12 protein-coding genes are annotated in these 13,938 nt (G+C 70.2%); 6 read left to right on the top strand and 6 right to left on the bottom strand.

What is annotated here, in order from left to right; translation table 11 throughout:
* Nucleotides 1-162 precede the first annotated feature (162 nt).
* Together OHU89_RS31025 and OHU89_RS31020 are read left to right on the top strand one after the other, a co-directional pair.
* Nucleotides 163-435, top strand: coding sequence for a hypothetical protein (locus OHU89_RS31025; protein ID WP_266888777.1), 273 nt, complete (start codon nucleotides 163-165; stop codon nucleotides 433-435).
* A gap of 10 nt (nucleotides 436-445) precedes the next feature.
* Complete coding sequence (locus OHU89_RS31020; RefSeq protein WP_405647727.1) at nucleotides 446-1,117, top strand: class I SAM-dependent methyltransferase; 672 nt, start codon at nucleotides 446-448, stop codon at nucleotides 1,115-1,117.
* Between the two features lie 22 nt (nucleotides 1,118-1,139).
* Here OHU89_RS31020 and OHU89_RS31015 read toward each other — a convergent pair whose 3' ends face one another.
* The 4 genes from OHU89_RS31015 to OHU89_RS31000 all read right to left on the bottom strand — a co-directional run bounded on the left by OHU89_RS31015 (nucleotide 1,140) and on the right by OHU89_RS31000 (nucleotide 5,957).
* Complete coding sequence (locus OHU89_RS31015; protein ID WP_405647725.1) at nucleotides 1,140-2,210, bottom strand: hypothetical protein; 1,071 nt, start codon at nucleotides 2,208-2,210, stop codon at nucleotides 1,140-1,142.
* A gap of 59 nt (nucleotides 2,211-2,269) precedes the next feature.
* Nucleotides 2,270-3,211, bottom strand: a complete 942-nt coding sequence (locus OHU89_RS31010) for an N-acetylneuraminate synthase family protein (RefSeq protein ID WP_405647723.1) — start codon at nucleotides 3,209-3,211, stop codon at nucleotides 2,270-2,272.
* Between the two features lie 14 nt (nucleotides 3,212-3,225).
* Complete coding sequence (locus OHU89_RS31005; RefSeq protein ID WP_405647721.1) at nucleotides 3,226-4,470, bottom strand: cytidylyltransferase domain-containing protein; 1,245 nt, start codon at nucleotides 4,468-4,470, stop codon at nucleotides 3,226-3,228.
* Nucleotides 4,471-4,634: 164 nt separating this feature from the next.
* Nucleotides 4,635-5,957 carry a DUF6716 putative glycosyltransferase gene (locus tag OHU89_RS31000; RefSeq protein ID WP_405647719.1) on the bottom strand — a complete coding sequence of 441 codons (1,323 nt, stop codon included), beginning with the start codon at nucleotides 5,955-5,957 and terminating at the stop codon, nucleotides 4,635-4,637.
* Between the two features lie 198 nt (nucleotides 5,958-6,155).
* Here OHU89_RS31000 and OHU89_RS30995 point away from each other — a divergent pair, with 198 nt between their 5' ends.
* From OHU89_RS30995 to OHU89_RS30980, 4 genes are all read left to right on the top strand, one after another.
* Nucleotides 6,156-7,142, top strand: coding sequence for a glycosyltransferase family 2 protein (locus OHU89_RS30995; protein WP_266888783.1), 987 nt, complete (start codon nucleotides 6,156-6,158; stop codon nucleotides 7,140-7,142).
* Nucleotides 7,142-8,485 carry an alpha-2,8-polysialyltransferase family protein gene (locus OHU89_RS30990; RefSeq protein ID WP_405647717.1) on the top strand — a complete coding sequence of 448 codons (1,344 nt, stop codon included), beginning with the start codon at nucleotides 7,142-7,144 and terminating at the stop codon, nucleotides 8,483-8,485. Before OHU89_RS30995 ends, OHU89_RS30990 begins: the two co-directional genes overlap by 1 nt.
* A 138-nt stretch (nucleotides 8,486-8,623) precedes the next feature.
* A complete protein-coding gene (locus OHU89_RS30985; protein WP_405647715.1) occupies nucleotides 8,624-9,601 on the top strand; it encodes a hypothetical protein in 978 nt (325 codons plus the stop codon).
* A gap of 19 nt (nucleotides 9,602-9,620) precedes the next feature.
* On the top strand, nucleotides 9,621-9,929 hold the full coding sequence (locus OHU89_RS30980) for a DUF6193 family natural product biosynthesis protein (protein WP_266888786.1): 309 nt from the start codon (nucleotides 9,621-9,623) through the stop codon (nucleotides 9,927-9,929).
* A 37-nt stretch (nucleotides 9,930-9,966) separates the two neighbouring features.
* Here OHU89_RS30980 and OHU89_RS30975 read toward each other — a convergent pair whose 3' ends face one another.
* Both OHU89_RS30975 and OHU89_RS30970 read right to left on the bottom strand, forming a co-directional pair.
* Nucleotides 9,967-12,288 carry a glycosyltransferase gene (locus OHU89_RS30975; RefSeq protein ID WP_405647712.1) on the bottom strand — a complete coding sequence of 774 codons (2,322 nt, stop codon included), beginning with the start codon at nucleotides 12,286-12,288 and terminating at the stop codon, nucleotides 9,967-9,969.
* Complete coding sequence (locus OHU89_RS30970; protein ID WP_405647710.1) at nucleotides 12,285-13,748, bottom strand: glycosyltransferase family 29 protein; 1,464 nt, start codon at nucleotides 13,746-13,748, stop codon at nucleotides 12,285-12,287. Before OHU89_RS30970 ends, OHU89_RS30975 begins: the two co-directional genes overlap by 4 nt.
* Nucleotides 13,749-13,938 lie beyond the last annotated feature (190 nt).

The raw sequence follows: 13,938 nt of genomic DNA, 5'->3' as shown, positions 1-13,938 counted from the left end.
GGTGCCGCCCCGTCGGCTCTGCTCACCTGTCGGGACCGCGCCGCCCCGTAAATCCACCCTGCCTCCACTGAGACGCTTGTTCCGGTCCCGGAATCATCACCGCCGAGCGACGTTTCCGCCACGCGACGTGACGGCCGGGCCGGACGGGAGCACCCTTCCCCCATGGAGGCATGCGGCTGCGGTGAGGACCAGATCCCACGGATGCTGGCGGAATTCGGCGTTCTGGGGGTGGCGGGCCTGGTCCTGGCGATCCTGGTGATCATGACGCTGGCGGGCTGGCTGCTGATGTCGGCGGTGTTGCTGTTCCAGCGGTGGCGGCACCCGCCGCTGACGGTCGACGAGCACGCGCCGGGCACTCTGGACGGATTCACCTGGACGACTGAGGACCCCGGCCTCCTCCGAGATCCTCGCCCGGGGCCGGACGAGCCTCGCTAAGGTCGCCCCCGTGAGCGCCGAGCACCCGGACTTCATACGGGACACCCGCACCTCGTACGACACGATCGCCGACGCATACAGCGAGCGGTTCCCCGCCGACGGGCCGGCCGGCCTGCACGTGGAGCGCGCCCTCTTCGGCGCCTTCGCCGAGCTGGTGAGAGCGACCGGGGCAGCCGCCCCCGTCGCCGACCTCGGTAGCGGACCCGGGCACATCACCGCGCATCTGAGGGATCTGGGCCTGCCGGTCTTCGGGGTCGATGTCTCGCCCCGGATGGTGGCGCTGGCCCGCCGGGGATATCCGGAACTCCGGTTCCACGTGGGTTCGATGACGTCCCTGGATCTGCCGGACGCGACGCTGGGCGGGATCACCGCCCTGTACTCGATCATCCACGTCCCGGACGAGCACCTGCCCGCGACGCTCGCCGAGTTCCGGCGGGTCCTGGTGCCCGGCGGCTACGTGCTCCTCGCCTTCCAGGCCGGGTCGGAGGAGGACACCGAACACCTGCACCTCGCCGAGCGCTTCGGACACGAGATCTCGCTCGACTACTACTGGCGCGACCCGGACGCCGTGGCCGAGCAGCTCGGCAAGGCGGGCCTGCGCCTGCACACCCGGGTGCTGCGCGAGGCGCAGGAGGGCGAGGTGCGCCCGCGCGCCTTTCTCCTGGCGCGCAGGGACGGTTAGGGGCGCCGAACACGCCCCGCCCTCACACCGCCACGACCACCGACGACAGCCGATGCACATCCCGCGCCGTCCCCGTCACCCCCGACAGGAACCCCTGCGCCCGGGGTGAGGCGTTCTCCGTCAGCCAGCTCGGGTCGATGTCGCAGACCGAGACCCGCACGTCGGTGCCGACCAGGGCCAGGGGCAGGGTGTGGACGACCGTCGAGGGGAAGCTCAGGATGGTGCGGCCGATCGGGCCCCGGCGGGCGATCAGTTCCAGGGGGAGGTCCGGGCGGACTATTTCCAGACCGGTCTCGACCGCCAGGCGGTGGAGTTTGTCGGTGCTCTCGCGGCGGTGGGCGAAGTAGCGGGTGGTGCCGTGGGCCTTGGCGAGGGTGCGGACCGCCTCCAGGTATCGCTCGCCGTCCACCACTCCTGTCTCCACCAGCGACGTGCCCACCATGTCGGCGCCCTTGGTGATGCGGGGCGGGCCGAAGCGGGCGCGGGTCCAGGCGAAGGTGTTGGCCGAGACCGTCACCCCCGCCGGGGTCTCCTCCATCGGCATCGACGAGAAGATCTGCACCCGCCGGCGCTCGCTCGGGGTCAGCCGCTTGCGGGCCGAGGCCGACACCGGCGCGAAGATCAGGTCCCGGGGGCCCGGGCGGCCGCCCTTGCGGTGCCAGCGGACCAGCCTTTCCCCACGGGCGAGTTGGGCCACGAACTCCATCGTGGCCGTGCCGTCGTCGACGACGACCAGTTCGGACGCGCGCGTGATCGTCAGCAGCAGTTGTACGTAGCGGGAGAACGGGTCGCCGAGGACGACCCGGTCCGCCCTGCGGAGGGTGCCGGCCAGGCCCCCGATGGTCTGGAAGGGGGCCGCGGGGCCGCCCCGGGCCTCCTCCCAGCGGACCGCGTGACCCTCGTCGCGGGCCAGCTCGGCCATCCGGCGGAGCTGGCCGCGGGTCATGGGGTCGGTCGGGGACAGCACGACGAGGGTGAGCCCCGCGCCGGGTGCGTGGGCGTGCGCCCACTCCAGCACGTTCAGGAGCTGTACCGGGCTCTCGACGAACGCGAGAGTGGAGTTGCTGCCGGCTGATCCGGCGCGGCGGCTCATCGACGTACGACCGTCCCCTAAGTGATTCAACTCAGAACTTCAGCCTCGGAACTTCAGCCTCAGACCGAGACCGGCTCGCCGGCCGCCGCGGCGATCTCCGCCTCGGCGACGACGCCCGAGACACGGCGCAGCTTCTTCATCGGGCCGAGCTCGGAGTCGTAGACCTTCTTGACGCCGTCGCCGAGGGAGGCCTCGATGGTGCGGATGTCGCGGACCAGGCGGGTCAGGCCCTGGGGCTCGACGGAGGCGGCCTGGTCGGAGCCCCACATCGCGCGGTCGAGGGTGATGTGGCGCTCGACGAAGGTGGCGCCGAGGGCGACCGCCGCGAGGGTGGTCTGCAGGCCCGTCTCGTGGCCGGAGTAGCCGATCGGGACGTTCGGGTACTCCTCCTGCAGGGTGTTGATGACACGGAGGTTGAGCTCCTCGGCCTTCGCCGGGTACGTCGACGTGGCGTGGCAGAGCAGGATGTTGTCCGAGCCGAGGACCTCGACCGCGTGGCGGATCTGCTTCGGGGTGGACATGCCGGAGGAGAGGATCACCGTGCGGCCGGTGGCGCGCAGCTCGCGCAGGAGCTCGTCGTCCGTCAGGGAGGCCGAGGCCACCTTGTGGGCCGGCACGTCGAACTTCTCCAGGAAGGCGACGGCCTCGTTGTCCCACGGGGAGGCGAACCAGGCGATGTTCTTGCTCTTGCAGTACTCGTCGATCTGGCGGTACTCGTCCTCGCCGAACTCCACGCGGTGGCGGTAGTCGATGTAGGTCATCCGGCCCCAGGGGGTGTCGCGCTCGATGTCCCACTGGTCGCGCGGGGTGCAGATCTCGGGGGTGCGCTTCTGGAACTTCACGGCGTCGCAGCCGGCTTCGGCGGCCGCGTCGATGAGCTTGAAGGCGTTCTCCAGGTCACCGTTGTGGTTGATGCCGATCTCGCCGCAGATGTAGACGGGCTGGCCGGGACCGGCGAGACGCTCGGAACCGAAGGAACGCAGACGGGAGTTGGTGCTCATGGCAGGCGATTTCCTTAACTGGTGAGGGAGTCGAGAGAGGGGCCGAGGATCCAGCTGGCGATCTCTCGGATCGCGCCGTCGCCACCGGGGACGGTGGTGACCGCACGGGCGGCGCCGCGTACCACGTCGTGGGCGCTCGCGACCGCCACGGGCCAGCCCACGAGGGCGAAGCACGGGAGGTCGTTGACGTCGTTGCCGACGTAGAGCACGCGCTCGGGCGCGATGCCCTGCTCCTCGCACCACTGCTTGAGTGCGAGGTCCTTCCGGTCGATGCCGTGCAGGACCGGGAGCCTGAGCTTCCGGGCCCGGGCGGCGACGACCGGGTTCTGCTCCGTGGAGAGGATCAGCATGTTCAGGCCGCTGTTGCGCAGGGCCGCGATGCCGAGGCCGTCTCCGCGGTGCACGGAGACGAACTCCTTTCCATCGGCGTCGATCAGCACCCGGTCATCCGTCTGGGTGCCGTCGAAGTCCAGTACGACCGCGTCGACGTCGTCGGCGGTCGGCAGCGAACCGGGGCGGTCCGCGTCGAAGAGGGGGGCCAGCGCGCGGGCGCGGGCCAGGTCATGCGGGTCGTCGATCTCCAGCACGCGGGCCGGGTCCGTGCGGACGAGCTCGGTGTGGCCGAAGAAGCGGTGCTGGTGCTTGCGGAAGCCGGCCGCCTCCATCGCGTAGGCGGCGCCGGTCTCCAGGAGGTCCTGGGGGCGGTCCTGGCGCCGGGGGCGGAAAGACTTGTCGTGGTTGACGCCGTAGCCGCCGGTCGCCTCGCCGGAGTTGGCCGCGTCGTCGGCGTCGCGCCAGATGAAGCCGTGGAACGGGGCGACGGTCACCGCGGTGTCGGCGCCGTTCTCGACGACCGCGCCCGCCACCGCGTCGATGTCCTCGCGGACCAGGAACGGGCTGGTGCACTGCACGAACACCACCGCGTCGACCGCCGCGCCGTGCAGCGCCTCGTGGGCGTCCATGGCGTGCAGCACGGCCGCCTCGGAGGTCGCCGTGTCCCCGGCGATCGCGGCGGGCCGCAGCACGACCTCGGCACCGGCCTCGCGGGCCGCGGCGGCGATGGCCTGGTCGTCGGTGGAGACGACCACGTCCGTCACCAGCCGGGTGGCGAGGCACTCCCGCACGGCCCGGGAGACCAGCGGCACCCCACCGACGGGGGCGAGGTTCTTCGCGGGCACACCCTTGGAGCCGCCGCGCGCGGGGATCACCGCGAGCACGCGGCGCACGGAAACGCCTTGGCCCGCTTGCGGGTTGGACATGGGTTGCACTCCTTGCGCAGAGTTCACGGAGGTAGGGAGGGGGCCGCCGGAGCCGCCCCCCAGAGGCGCGGGACTGTGTCGATATGCGGCTCCGCCGCGGGGCGCGACCGGCCCCGACGGCGCCGCAGCCGCGAAAGGACCCATCGCGGCACTCTCGGAGGCGCTCACAGCTCCCCCATCCGCCGAATGACAGGCGCCACCCGCTGCACGCCGTGCCGATACGCCCCCCGAGCGGCCCGCCGCACGATCTGCCGAACCGGCCCCGGCTCCCTGTCATGCGCGGGCGCACCCGGCAGCGGACTCCCGTCGGGGCCGAGGTGGTGGCGGGCCAAAATGCCGGGCAGGTAACCGGGAGCCGTGGCGGGTGTGTAGTACGGGGTCAGCGGGGCCAACCCCCCGGGACGGGCCAGCAGCTTGGCGATCCGCTCCCGCGCCGCGTCGAAGGCGGTCTCGTACGAGCCGTCCGTCACCACGCCCTGCCGGGCCACCCACTCCGGGTCAGCCACCGGCCGGTGTCCCGCGTCCAGCTGGTCCCAGGAGGCGAGGCAGCCGGAGCCGACGAAGTGGTGGTTGCCGAGGACCTCGCGTACGCCGAGGTCGGTCAGGACGACCGTCGGGATACGGCGGTGCAGGGACTCGAGCGCGGCCGTGGAGCTGATCGTGACCAGCAGGTCGGTGCGGTCGAGGACCTCGCCCATGTTTCCGTACACCAGGCGGAAGTTGGCCGGCGGATCGAGCCTCTGGACCAGCTTCTGGTACGGCTGCTCCTCGATGTGCGTGGTGTGTTCGCCCGGCTTGGAGCGCAGCTTCAGCAGCACCTCGCGCTCGGGGTGCAGCCGGGCGTGCCGGATCAGCCGGTTCAGCAGGTACGTACGGTCCTTGCGGCTGTCCGGGACGGAGGGCTGCACGGCGAACACCACGGTGTACGGGTCGTGCTCGCCTTCGTAGGCGGACCCGCCGAGGAACGGCAGCGCCACCTCCGTCACCGACGAGGCGTCGGCGCCCACCCCTTCGTAGACGGCCCGGAAACGGTCCGCGTCCTGGCGGGAGTTGGCGAGGACCAGGTCGGCGCCGTGGCGCAGGAGGAGGCCGTCGGCGAGCTTCTCGTAGACGACACCGACGTAACCGGTGACGACGACGGGACGCTTCTCGCGGCCCTCCCACACCCGCTTGAGGCCGTGCAGCACGGCCTGGACGCCGCCGCCGACGAGGGCGACGACGACCACGTCGTACTCCTCCTCGGCCATGGCGCGCAGGAACTCGACGGCCGTGACCTCCCGCAGCGAGTCGGCGTGCACGCCGACCTCCGCCAGCTGGCGCGGGGTGGGGGTGGCGCGTCCGCGCAGCAGGAATCCGCTCAGGGCGAGGGGCCCTTGCGCATCCTCGCGCGGGGCGATGCGATGAGATGTGAGGGCACCCCATTTCCAGCGGGTGTCCGAGTCCGCTAGGACCGCGATTCGCGTCGGCTTCGTTGTACTTGCTGGCACGTCCAAGACGCTAGGAAGCAATTCCCAGGAATGGCCCAACCTCGAATCAACGAAAAGTTAACAACAGCCCACCGAGAGCCGAACTGGCCCGCCGAAGCCCGGGAAGTACAGGGGATGCACCGTTCCGACACATTCAGTTCACCCCCCGTACGATCACCGTCCAGTTCCCCTGCCGGGCGGCCTTCTAGCGTTTCGCAGGTGCCAAAGCTTTCCGTGATCGTGCCGTTCTACAACGTGCAGCAATACGCCCCGGACACCCTCAGAACTCTGCGGCTCAACGCCCGGAGCGACTTCGAGTTCATCCTGGTCGACGACAAATCCAAGGATGAAACACCCGCCATTCTCGAACGGGCGGCCGAGTCGCTTTCGGATGTCGCGCAGGTGAGATATATCCGCCATGAGGAGAACGGAGGTCTCGCCACCGCCCGCAACACCGGACTGGACGCGGCGACGGGCGAGTACCTCACCTTCCTCGACGGCGACGACTGGCTCGCGCCGGGCTATCTCACCGAGCTGGTCGCGGCCATCGAGGATCTGGGCTGCGACTTCATCCGCACCGACCATGTCCAGGCGACCGCCCGCGCCCGGTCCGTCCACCGGGCGCCGGTGGGCCTGCGCGGGGAGGTGCTGAACCCGCGCGAGGCGATCCTGCCCGCCGACCGGACGACCTCAGTCGACTACGCGTACGCGTGGGCCGGCGCCTACCACCGCCGGCTCCTGGACAAGGGCCTGCTGCACTTCACCGACGGGCTGCGCACGGCCGAGGACCGGCCGTGGATCTGGAAGCTGCACCGCGAGGCGGAGTCGTTCGCCGTGGTGAGCCTGCTCGGCGTGTTCTACCGGCGCGGGGTGGCCTCCTCGCTCACCCAGATCGGCGACGCCCGCCAGCTGGACTTCATCCGCGCCTTCGACCAGGTCGTCGAGGAGACGGCGACGGACCGGGACGCCGCCCGGCTGCTCCCGAAGGCGGTGCGCACCTACTGCGCGATCATCGCCCACCATCTCTCCGACGAGGCCAAGTGGGAGCCGGGCGTGGCCAAGCAGCTCCAGGCGATGAGCGCGGCGGCCATAAAGCGGATGCCGCAGGACGCCCTCGGCGACGTACTCGACACGATGGACCTGCGCCGCTCGTCCAAACTGCGGCGGCTGCGGCGCCGGGTCACCACAGCGAAGGCGGCTGCCTGATGTCCCCCCACCCCCGTCGTACGACCCAGATCTTCTGCGCCTCCACGCTGTACGGGGCCGCCACCCTGGCCGCCGCGATCGACTCCGACCTCTTCGAGGAGGCGGAACGGCGGGTGCTGCTGGTGTTCAACAACTCGGCGAACCCGGAGACCACTTCGGCGGTCGACGCCATGCCGGGCTTCGAGCCGCTCCGCGACCACTTCGACGACGTGCTGTCGTGGAACGAGGCCATCCGTCCCTTCCACCCCGGCTCCTGGACACCGCGCGCCGACGACATCCCGCTCTTCGAGCGCTATCTGCGGCTGCTCTGGGGCCTCGGCGACGACCGCGTCGAGCTGGTCCTGGAGTCCATCCAGGTCACCCCCGCGCTCACCGTGGCCCAGCTGTTCACCGGCGCCCCCGTGCATGTCTACGCGGACGGCCTGATGAGCTACGGTCCCACCCGCAACAAGCTCGACCCACTGGTCGGCACGCGCGTGCGCCGGCTGCTCCACCTGGACCTGGTGCCGGGCCTCACGCCGATGCTGCTGACCGAGTTCGACGTGCCCGGGCAGGTCGTGCCCACGGGCGCGTTCCTGAAGGTGCTGAACGAACTCGGCGATGCCGTACCGGAGTTGCCCGGGCTGCCGGAGAACTCGGCACTGCTCCTCGGCCAGTATCTGTCCGCGCTGAACATCCTCTCCGTCGAGGAGGAGGAGGACCTGCACGTACGGATGATGCGCGGCGCGGTCGAGCGCGGCCATCGCAGCATCGTCTTCAAGCCGCACCCCACCGCCCCGGCCCGCTTCAGCCGCGTCCTGGAGACCGAGGCCGGGAAGCTGGGCGTCGAGCTGACCGTCCTGGACACCCCCGTCCTCGCCGAGGTGCTGTTCGAGAAGGCCCGGCCGGGGCTGGTCGTGGGCTGCTTCTCGACGGCGCTGTTCACGGCGTCCGTCTTCTACGGCCTTCCCGTCGCCCGCATCGGCACCGAGCCGCTCCTGGACCGGCTCACGCCGTACCAGAACAGCAACCGGGTCCCGGCGGTGCTGGCCGACGCCGTGCTGGCGGATCTGGAGTCCCGCAAGGGCGAGGACGCCGTGCCCGACGAGGATCTGAACGGTCTGGTCACCGCGGTCGGCTTCACCATGCAGCCGCAGATGCACCAGGGGCTGCGTCCGGCCGCCGAGCGCTACCTCTCGCAGCACTTCGGCCCGCGCACCCAGCGCTACTTCAAGCGCAAGCGCCTGACCTCGCTGGGGCTGCCCGGCGGCATCCCGGAACGGCTGTCGTTCCTGCCGCGCAACTCCACCGCACGTCGGGTGGTCCGGCGGGCCAAGGCGTTGCGGAAGGCCGTGAAGCGCTGAGCGAATGAGGGATGAACTCCCTGGAAAGGCCGTGGAAATACGGCCCAACCATCGAGCTACTCCGTTGATTCAATGGTGAAGCGGTGTCCGGGTCCCTAGGATCACGGGCACCGCCTATCCGAATCCCGTGAGGCACTCATGACGAAGCTCGGCCGGCTCTACTCCCTCTTCGACAGCGTCACCCTGCCGGAGAACCTGCCCTACACCCAGTGCAGCGCCTGGGAGCTGCAGTTCCTGTACCTGGTGGGCCGGCACCACCTCACGGGCCGGGACCGGATCGTCGAACTGGGCTCGGGGGGCGGCGGATCGACGTACGCGCTCGCGCTCGGCCTGAGCGAGAGCCCCGTGTTCGACCGGAAGAGCGGGCGGCTGCACGCGTACGACTTCTTCCGGGTCGGCAAGGGCACGTTCGCCTCGGAGAAGTTCTTCGACTCCGGTCACAAGCCCGAGGACGACAACTCGTTCCTGGACGACTTCAAGGGGCGTCTGGAGCCCTTCCTGCCGTTCCTGGAGATCCACGCCGGTGACCTGTGGCAGACCTCGGACCCCGAGGACACCAGCCCCGTGGAGTTCCTGCACATCGACATAGCCAAGACGGCCCGGGTGTTCCGGTGTGTGTCGGAGCGGTTCCTGAGCCGGATGCGGCCCGGGACGGTCGTCCTGCACCAGGACTTCGCCGGGCCCCGGCTGCCGTGGCTGCACCACAGCACCGGTGCGCTGCTGCCGTACATCGAGATCGCCGGTCCGCCGATCCGCTCCACCCTCGCCTTCGAGGTGACGAAGCCGATCCCCGCGGACGTCCTCAAGCGGATCACCGAGGACGACTACACCGTCGACGAGAAGCTCGCCCTGATCTCCGCCGTCCAGGAGAAGATCGACCGCGACCACACCGGCGGCATCCCCTTCAAGTCCGTGCTGGAGCTGTCCAAGGCGTATGTCGCCCACTACGACGGCCAGCACCGGCGGGCCTGGTCGATCGCCAGGCCGCTGACCTCCGACGAGTATCTGAGCCGCACCCGCGCGGACCACTTCGATCAGCTGAGGAAGGCGTACGAGAAGGAGCAGCCGAGCGGTTCGAAGCTCACCCGGCTGCTGCACAAGGCCGTCGGCCGCTGAGCTGTCGCATGATGGATCCATGGACACGGACGCGGCGATAGAGGCGGGCTGGCAGAAGGCGCGGGACGACGGGCGCGTACGGCCGGAGTTGCTGGACCTGGCCTACGCGGATCCCCGCCTGCGGCGCCGGTTCCCCTGGGTCGGGATGGGGGAGCTGCACTTCAGCCGCACCGCAGAGCAGCCGTGGACCTGGGACATCCCCTTCGTCCTGTCCGAGTACGGGGGCACCTACTTCGTCATGGGCCCGTCCCGGCAGGAGTCGTTCGGCCGGGTGACGACGGCACGGGAGGCCATCGACCTGGTGCTGGAGCACCTGCCGGACGAGTGAGGTGCGGGCCCCCTGTGCCGTGGGGGCCCGCCGTCCCTCAACTCCCCAGGATCACCCGGAGGTCGGCCGCGTTGGCCTCGGTGACCTTCCACAGCTCCTGCTGGCGGCCGTGGACATCGGCGACCGTCTTGGCGTGGTCCGCGAGCAGGTCGCTCGCGCGCTCGACCAGACGGGCCGCGAGGTGGCGGTCGTGGACCGAGACGCCCCACTCCGGGCGCTCGATGTCCCGCAGGAAGTACGCCATCTTCGGGTGCGAGATCAGGCTGATGACGGGCGTGCCGACGCCGAACGGGATCATCCCGGCGTGGCCGCGCATGCCGATCACCAGCTTGGTACGGGCGTACAGCTCGCGGATCTGGTCGTTCTCGAAGTCGTACATCGGGATGACCGGCAGCGAGATGCCGTGCTCGCGGCGCAGATCGAAGGCGATCTTCTCGTCGTCGAGCGAGTGCGCCACGCACTGCACCTCGGCGAGCTTCCCCAAGTCCCGGACGGCCTGCGCCATTTGCGCGAGGAAGTAGCCGTAGTCGTGGCCGAAGCGCAGACCCGCGCGGTCGTACGCCGCGTTGATGAGGATCGTGTTCTCGCGCTGCACCGGGTCCTGCCAGCCCGCGACCAGCTGGCGCATGACCGTGGTGGGGCAGGGCTGGAAGCGCACCTTGTCGTGCAGGTGCGACGGCAGCATCGCGCGGACCTTCTCGATCGAGCCGTGGTTGCGCAGGCCGAAGAAGGAGGAGCGCTCGACCAGTTGGAGGAGCGAGTCGCGGAAGCGGTTCGCCCGGTAGGACTGGCCGTCGAAGGCGTTGAAGCCCACGGCGAAGACCGCGATCGGCACGTCGATGCGGTTCAGGAGCTCGTCCGGGACGTTCCACTGCCAGGCGCTGTTGCCGTTGGGCATGGTGTCCGGGATGAAGAGCCCGCCGCCGCCGATGACCAGGCCCCGGCGGGCGTTGACGCGCTCCAACGCGGCCTCGTCGAAGAGGCGGTGGGCGTGGACCGAGTGCCAGCGCCGCGAGGTGACGTCGGGGCCGAAGGCGAGCCGGACGGTCTCCGGGAGGAGCTTGTCGCCCGCGTTGCCCTGCCGGTCCATGTAGAAGGCGACGTGGGCGAGCTGTTCCTCGGCACTGCCCCGCTCCTGCGAGGGGACGGCGCCCGCGCGCTGCGCCCACAGCCGGCTGGAGCGGTGGGTCGGGTCGACGGTGATACCGGCGGTGGCGTGCCGCAGGGACTCCGTGTTGTCGCCGTGCACCCACGCCATCTGGGCCAGTCGGGCGTACGCCGTGGCGGCCCGGTTGGGGGCGGCGGTGGCCAGCAGCAGCTGGGCCCTGGCCTCCTCGTAGCGGGAGACGCTCATCAGGGCGTGGCCGAGGACCTCGTGCGGCCAGGCCTCGTCGAGCGGGATCCGGACGCCGGACAGGACGTCGACGGCGTCCTGGTAGTCGCCGTTCGCGATGTGCGCGGCGGCGACCTTGCGGGCCACCTCGACGTCACCGGTGCGCTGGACGTGCGGGGTGCCGAAGTGGACGACCAGGTCGTGGTGGAGGCCGCCGCTCGACGCGAGGTAGGCGGTCTGGAAGGCGGCGTCCGACAGCTCGAACTCGCGCCAGCGGTCCTCCGCCTGGCTGTACCCGGCCTCGCCGCCCTGCCAGGGCTTGTGGCGGCCGGTGAAGTGCAGGATCGCGGTGTCCTCGGGGACCGGCAGGTCGCCGGACAGCCGCCGCTTGACGAAGTTGTAGCGCGGGTCCAGGCGCACGAAGTCGCCGTCGAGGACGGCGTTGAGGATGCCCTGGTCGTGCTTGTCGAGCTCGTAGTCGCCGCTGCGGCCGCACCGGTCGAGCCTGGCGCAGAACTCGTCGCTCAGGTACTCGCGCTGGATGACGAGAAGCCCCGAGTTGAGCTTGTGCTGCCCGTAGAAGAACTGCGGGACGGCCGCCAGCCCCTCGCGCAGCTTCAGGAGTTCACTCAGGTCACTCAGGACCACCATGTCGGTGTCGAGGGTGATGATCGTGTCGTACTCGCGGATCCTGAACACGTCGAGGATGAAGTACGCCTTGCGGACCAGGTAGTTGTCCTGGTCGCCCTTCTTGTACGAGTCGTAGTGCGTGTCGCCCACGCGCTTGAGGACGATCCGCGGGTGCAGGGCGCGGATCCGCGCGATCGAGCCGGGGCGCAGATCGTCGTAGAGGACGACGAAGTCCTCGCACACGCCGGGGTTGGAGAGCGCGAGGCTGCGCAGGAGGGTCAGGAACCCGGGCAGGTAGTTCTCGTCGACGTAGGACGCGAAGGCGATGCGGCGCTTGCCGGTGAGCGCGTGGGCGTCGGTGGCGGGGGCCTGTGTCGCAGGCGGGGCAGTGGTCATCGCAGGGAGATCCTCATGTCGGTCACGCTCTGGGCCCGCTGCATGACCCATGCCTTCTCGCTGGTGTACTCGTGCACGGACGTGATGGCGAGCTTCATCGCCTCCTGGACGCGGTAGGCGCCGCTCTCGTAGAAGTCGAAGCCGATCAGGTCCAGGGTCGGGCTGACGTCCAGGAAGTCCAGCAGGTACAGCATGTTGAAGCCGGTGGTCGGGATGCCGGACCAGACGTCGGTGCCGAGCTTTCCGATGTTGCGCACGGGCCAGCGCAGCGACTCGTCGCCGAGGAAGGTCTGGGCGCCGGGGACGAGCCGGTTGCGCAGCGAGTACTTCCAGTCGCCGGAGATGCCGCCGAACACGAGCCGGGTGTCGACCTGTCGGTCCCAGTTGAAGCCGTGCTTGTGGATGGTGGCGTGGATGTCGGTGCGGCTGCCGGTGTGCTTCGGTTCGATCTTGTACGAGTTGAAGCGGACGACGAGGTCGTACGCGTCGATGTCGGCGCCCATCGAACTGGCGCCGACGCGGCCGGAGTTGGCGATCAGGCAGATCGACTTGCCGGCGATCCGGTTGCGGAACTCGCCGAGGCCGATCCACTGCACTCCGCCGATGGTGGGGTCGGCGACGGGGCCGCGCATCCGGTTGCGGCGCTGCTCGGCGTAGAGGGCGAGGGCCTCGGTGAGGGAGGCGAGGTCCGTCGACTCGGTGGTGCGCAAGTCGAGGTACTGGCTGAGGAGTTCCTGCCGGTCGGCGACCGAGGCGTCCTCGGCGGCCAGCGTCAGGAGCGCTCCCACGAGGCGCGGCTCGGCCTCGGTCCAGTCTCCTACGGCGTGGGCGGCCAGGCCCTCGGCCCAGACGTCGGTGGCGGCGCGGCGGGTGAACTCCGCGGCGCGCGGGCTCTGCCGCTTCAGCAGCGCCAGCAGCTCCCGCTCCTTGTCGCCCGCGACGCGCAGCCCGGCGATCTTGGCGCGGACGCCGAACCCGTCGTCGTCGGTGAGGGCGAGGTACTTCTCGTACGCCTCGACGGCCTCGGTCTCCTCGCCGAGGGCCTCCAGGAGCCGGGCGCGCAGCCGCCATCCGGCGCGGGAGTTCTTGCGCTGGGCGAGGACGGTGTCGCTGATGACGAGGGCGAGGTCGAGCTCGTCGTCGTAGCCGCACTCGAGCGCCTTGTTGGCGACGGCGAGCAGCGCGTCGAGGAGCTCGCCCGGGATGGTGGAGGCCGGGGTGGCGGCGCCCTTGACGGCCCGCTTGAGCAGGGCGGTGGCGCCGCCGGCCGGGGCGGGCACGGGGGCGGACGTGGCCGTCGTGCCCCACACCACGAGCAGCTTGCGCAGCTGCTCCGCGAGTTCGACGCGGCGCCGGTCGATGCTGCCGACGACCTTTCCGCTGTGCACCGCGCAGGCGCGCAGGCAGTCGTCCAGCTCCCCTCCACGCGCACGTGCACGTCTCTTCTGGACCGTCGTCATGGCACTCCTGTTTGTCTTCTTACCAAAGGTCAGGCGAGTTCTTGGGCTTTACCGCTTGTGTGGGGGGATTCTGAGGGAATTTAGGAAGCCAAAACGACATCCAGGTGAACTCACCGGGACCGTGCGGCCAATCGTTGGATCGCCGACCAAGACATCCCTGTGATTCGGACTAATGTCCCTGTGTGCACCC

Origin of the sequence: Streptomyces sp. NBC_00019, assembly GCF_045041015.1 — a bacterium.
In the GTDB taxonomy this organism is placed as follows: domain Bacteria; phylum Actinomycetota; class Actinomycetes; order Streptomycetales; family Streptomycetaceae; genus Streptomyces.
This window is presented reverse-complemented; position numbering and strand designations above follow the sequence as displayed.

What these genes read in the sequence shown, in the direction of transcription:
- OHU89_RS31025 (WP_266888777.1), top strand. Translation starts at nt 163, where the DNA reads ATGGAGGCATGCGGCTGCGGTGAGGACCAGATCCCACGGATGCTGGCG.
- OHU89_RS31015 (WP_405647725.1), bottom strand. Translation starts at nt 2,210, where the DNA reads ATGAGCCGCCGCGCCGGATCAGCCGGCAGCAACTCCACTCTCGCGTTC.
- OHU89_RS31010 (WP_405647723.1), bottom strand. Translation starts at nt 3,211, where the DNA reads ATGAGCACCAACTCCCGTCTGCGTTCCTTCGGTTCCGAGCGTCTCGCC.
- OHU89_RS31005 (WP_405647721.1), bottom strand. Translation starts at nt 4,470, where the DNA reads ATGTCCAACCCGCAAGCGGGCCAAGGCGTTTCCGTGCGCCGCGTGCTC.
- OHU89_RS30990 (WP_405647717.1), top strand. Translation starts at nt 7,142, where the DNA reads ATGTCCCCCCACCCCCGTCGTACGACCCAGATCTTCTGCGCCTCCACG.
- OHU89_RS30985 (WP_405647715.1), top strand. Translation starts at nt 8,624, where the DNA reads ATGACGAAGCTCGGCCGGCTCTACTCCCTCTTCGACAGCGTCACCCTG.
- OHU89_RS30980 (WP_266888786.1), top strand. Translation starts at nt 9,621, where the DNA reads ATGGACACGGACGCGGCGATAGAGGCGGGCTGGCAGAAGGCGCGGGAC.
- OHU89_RS30975 (WP_405647712.1), bottom strand. Translation starts at nt 12,288, where the DNA reads ATGACCACTGCCCCGCCTGCGACACAGGCCCCCGCCACCGACGCCCAC.
- OHU89_RS30970 (WP_405647710.1), bottom strand. Translation starts at nt 13,748, where the DNA reads ATGACGACGGTCCAGAAGAGACGTGCACGTGCGCGTGGAGGGGAGCTG.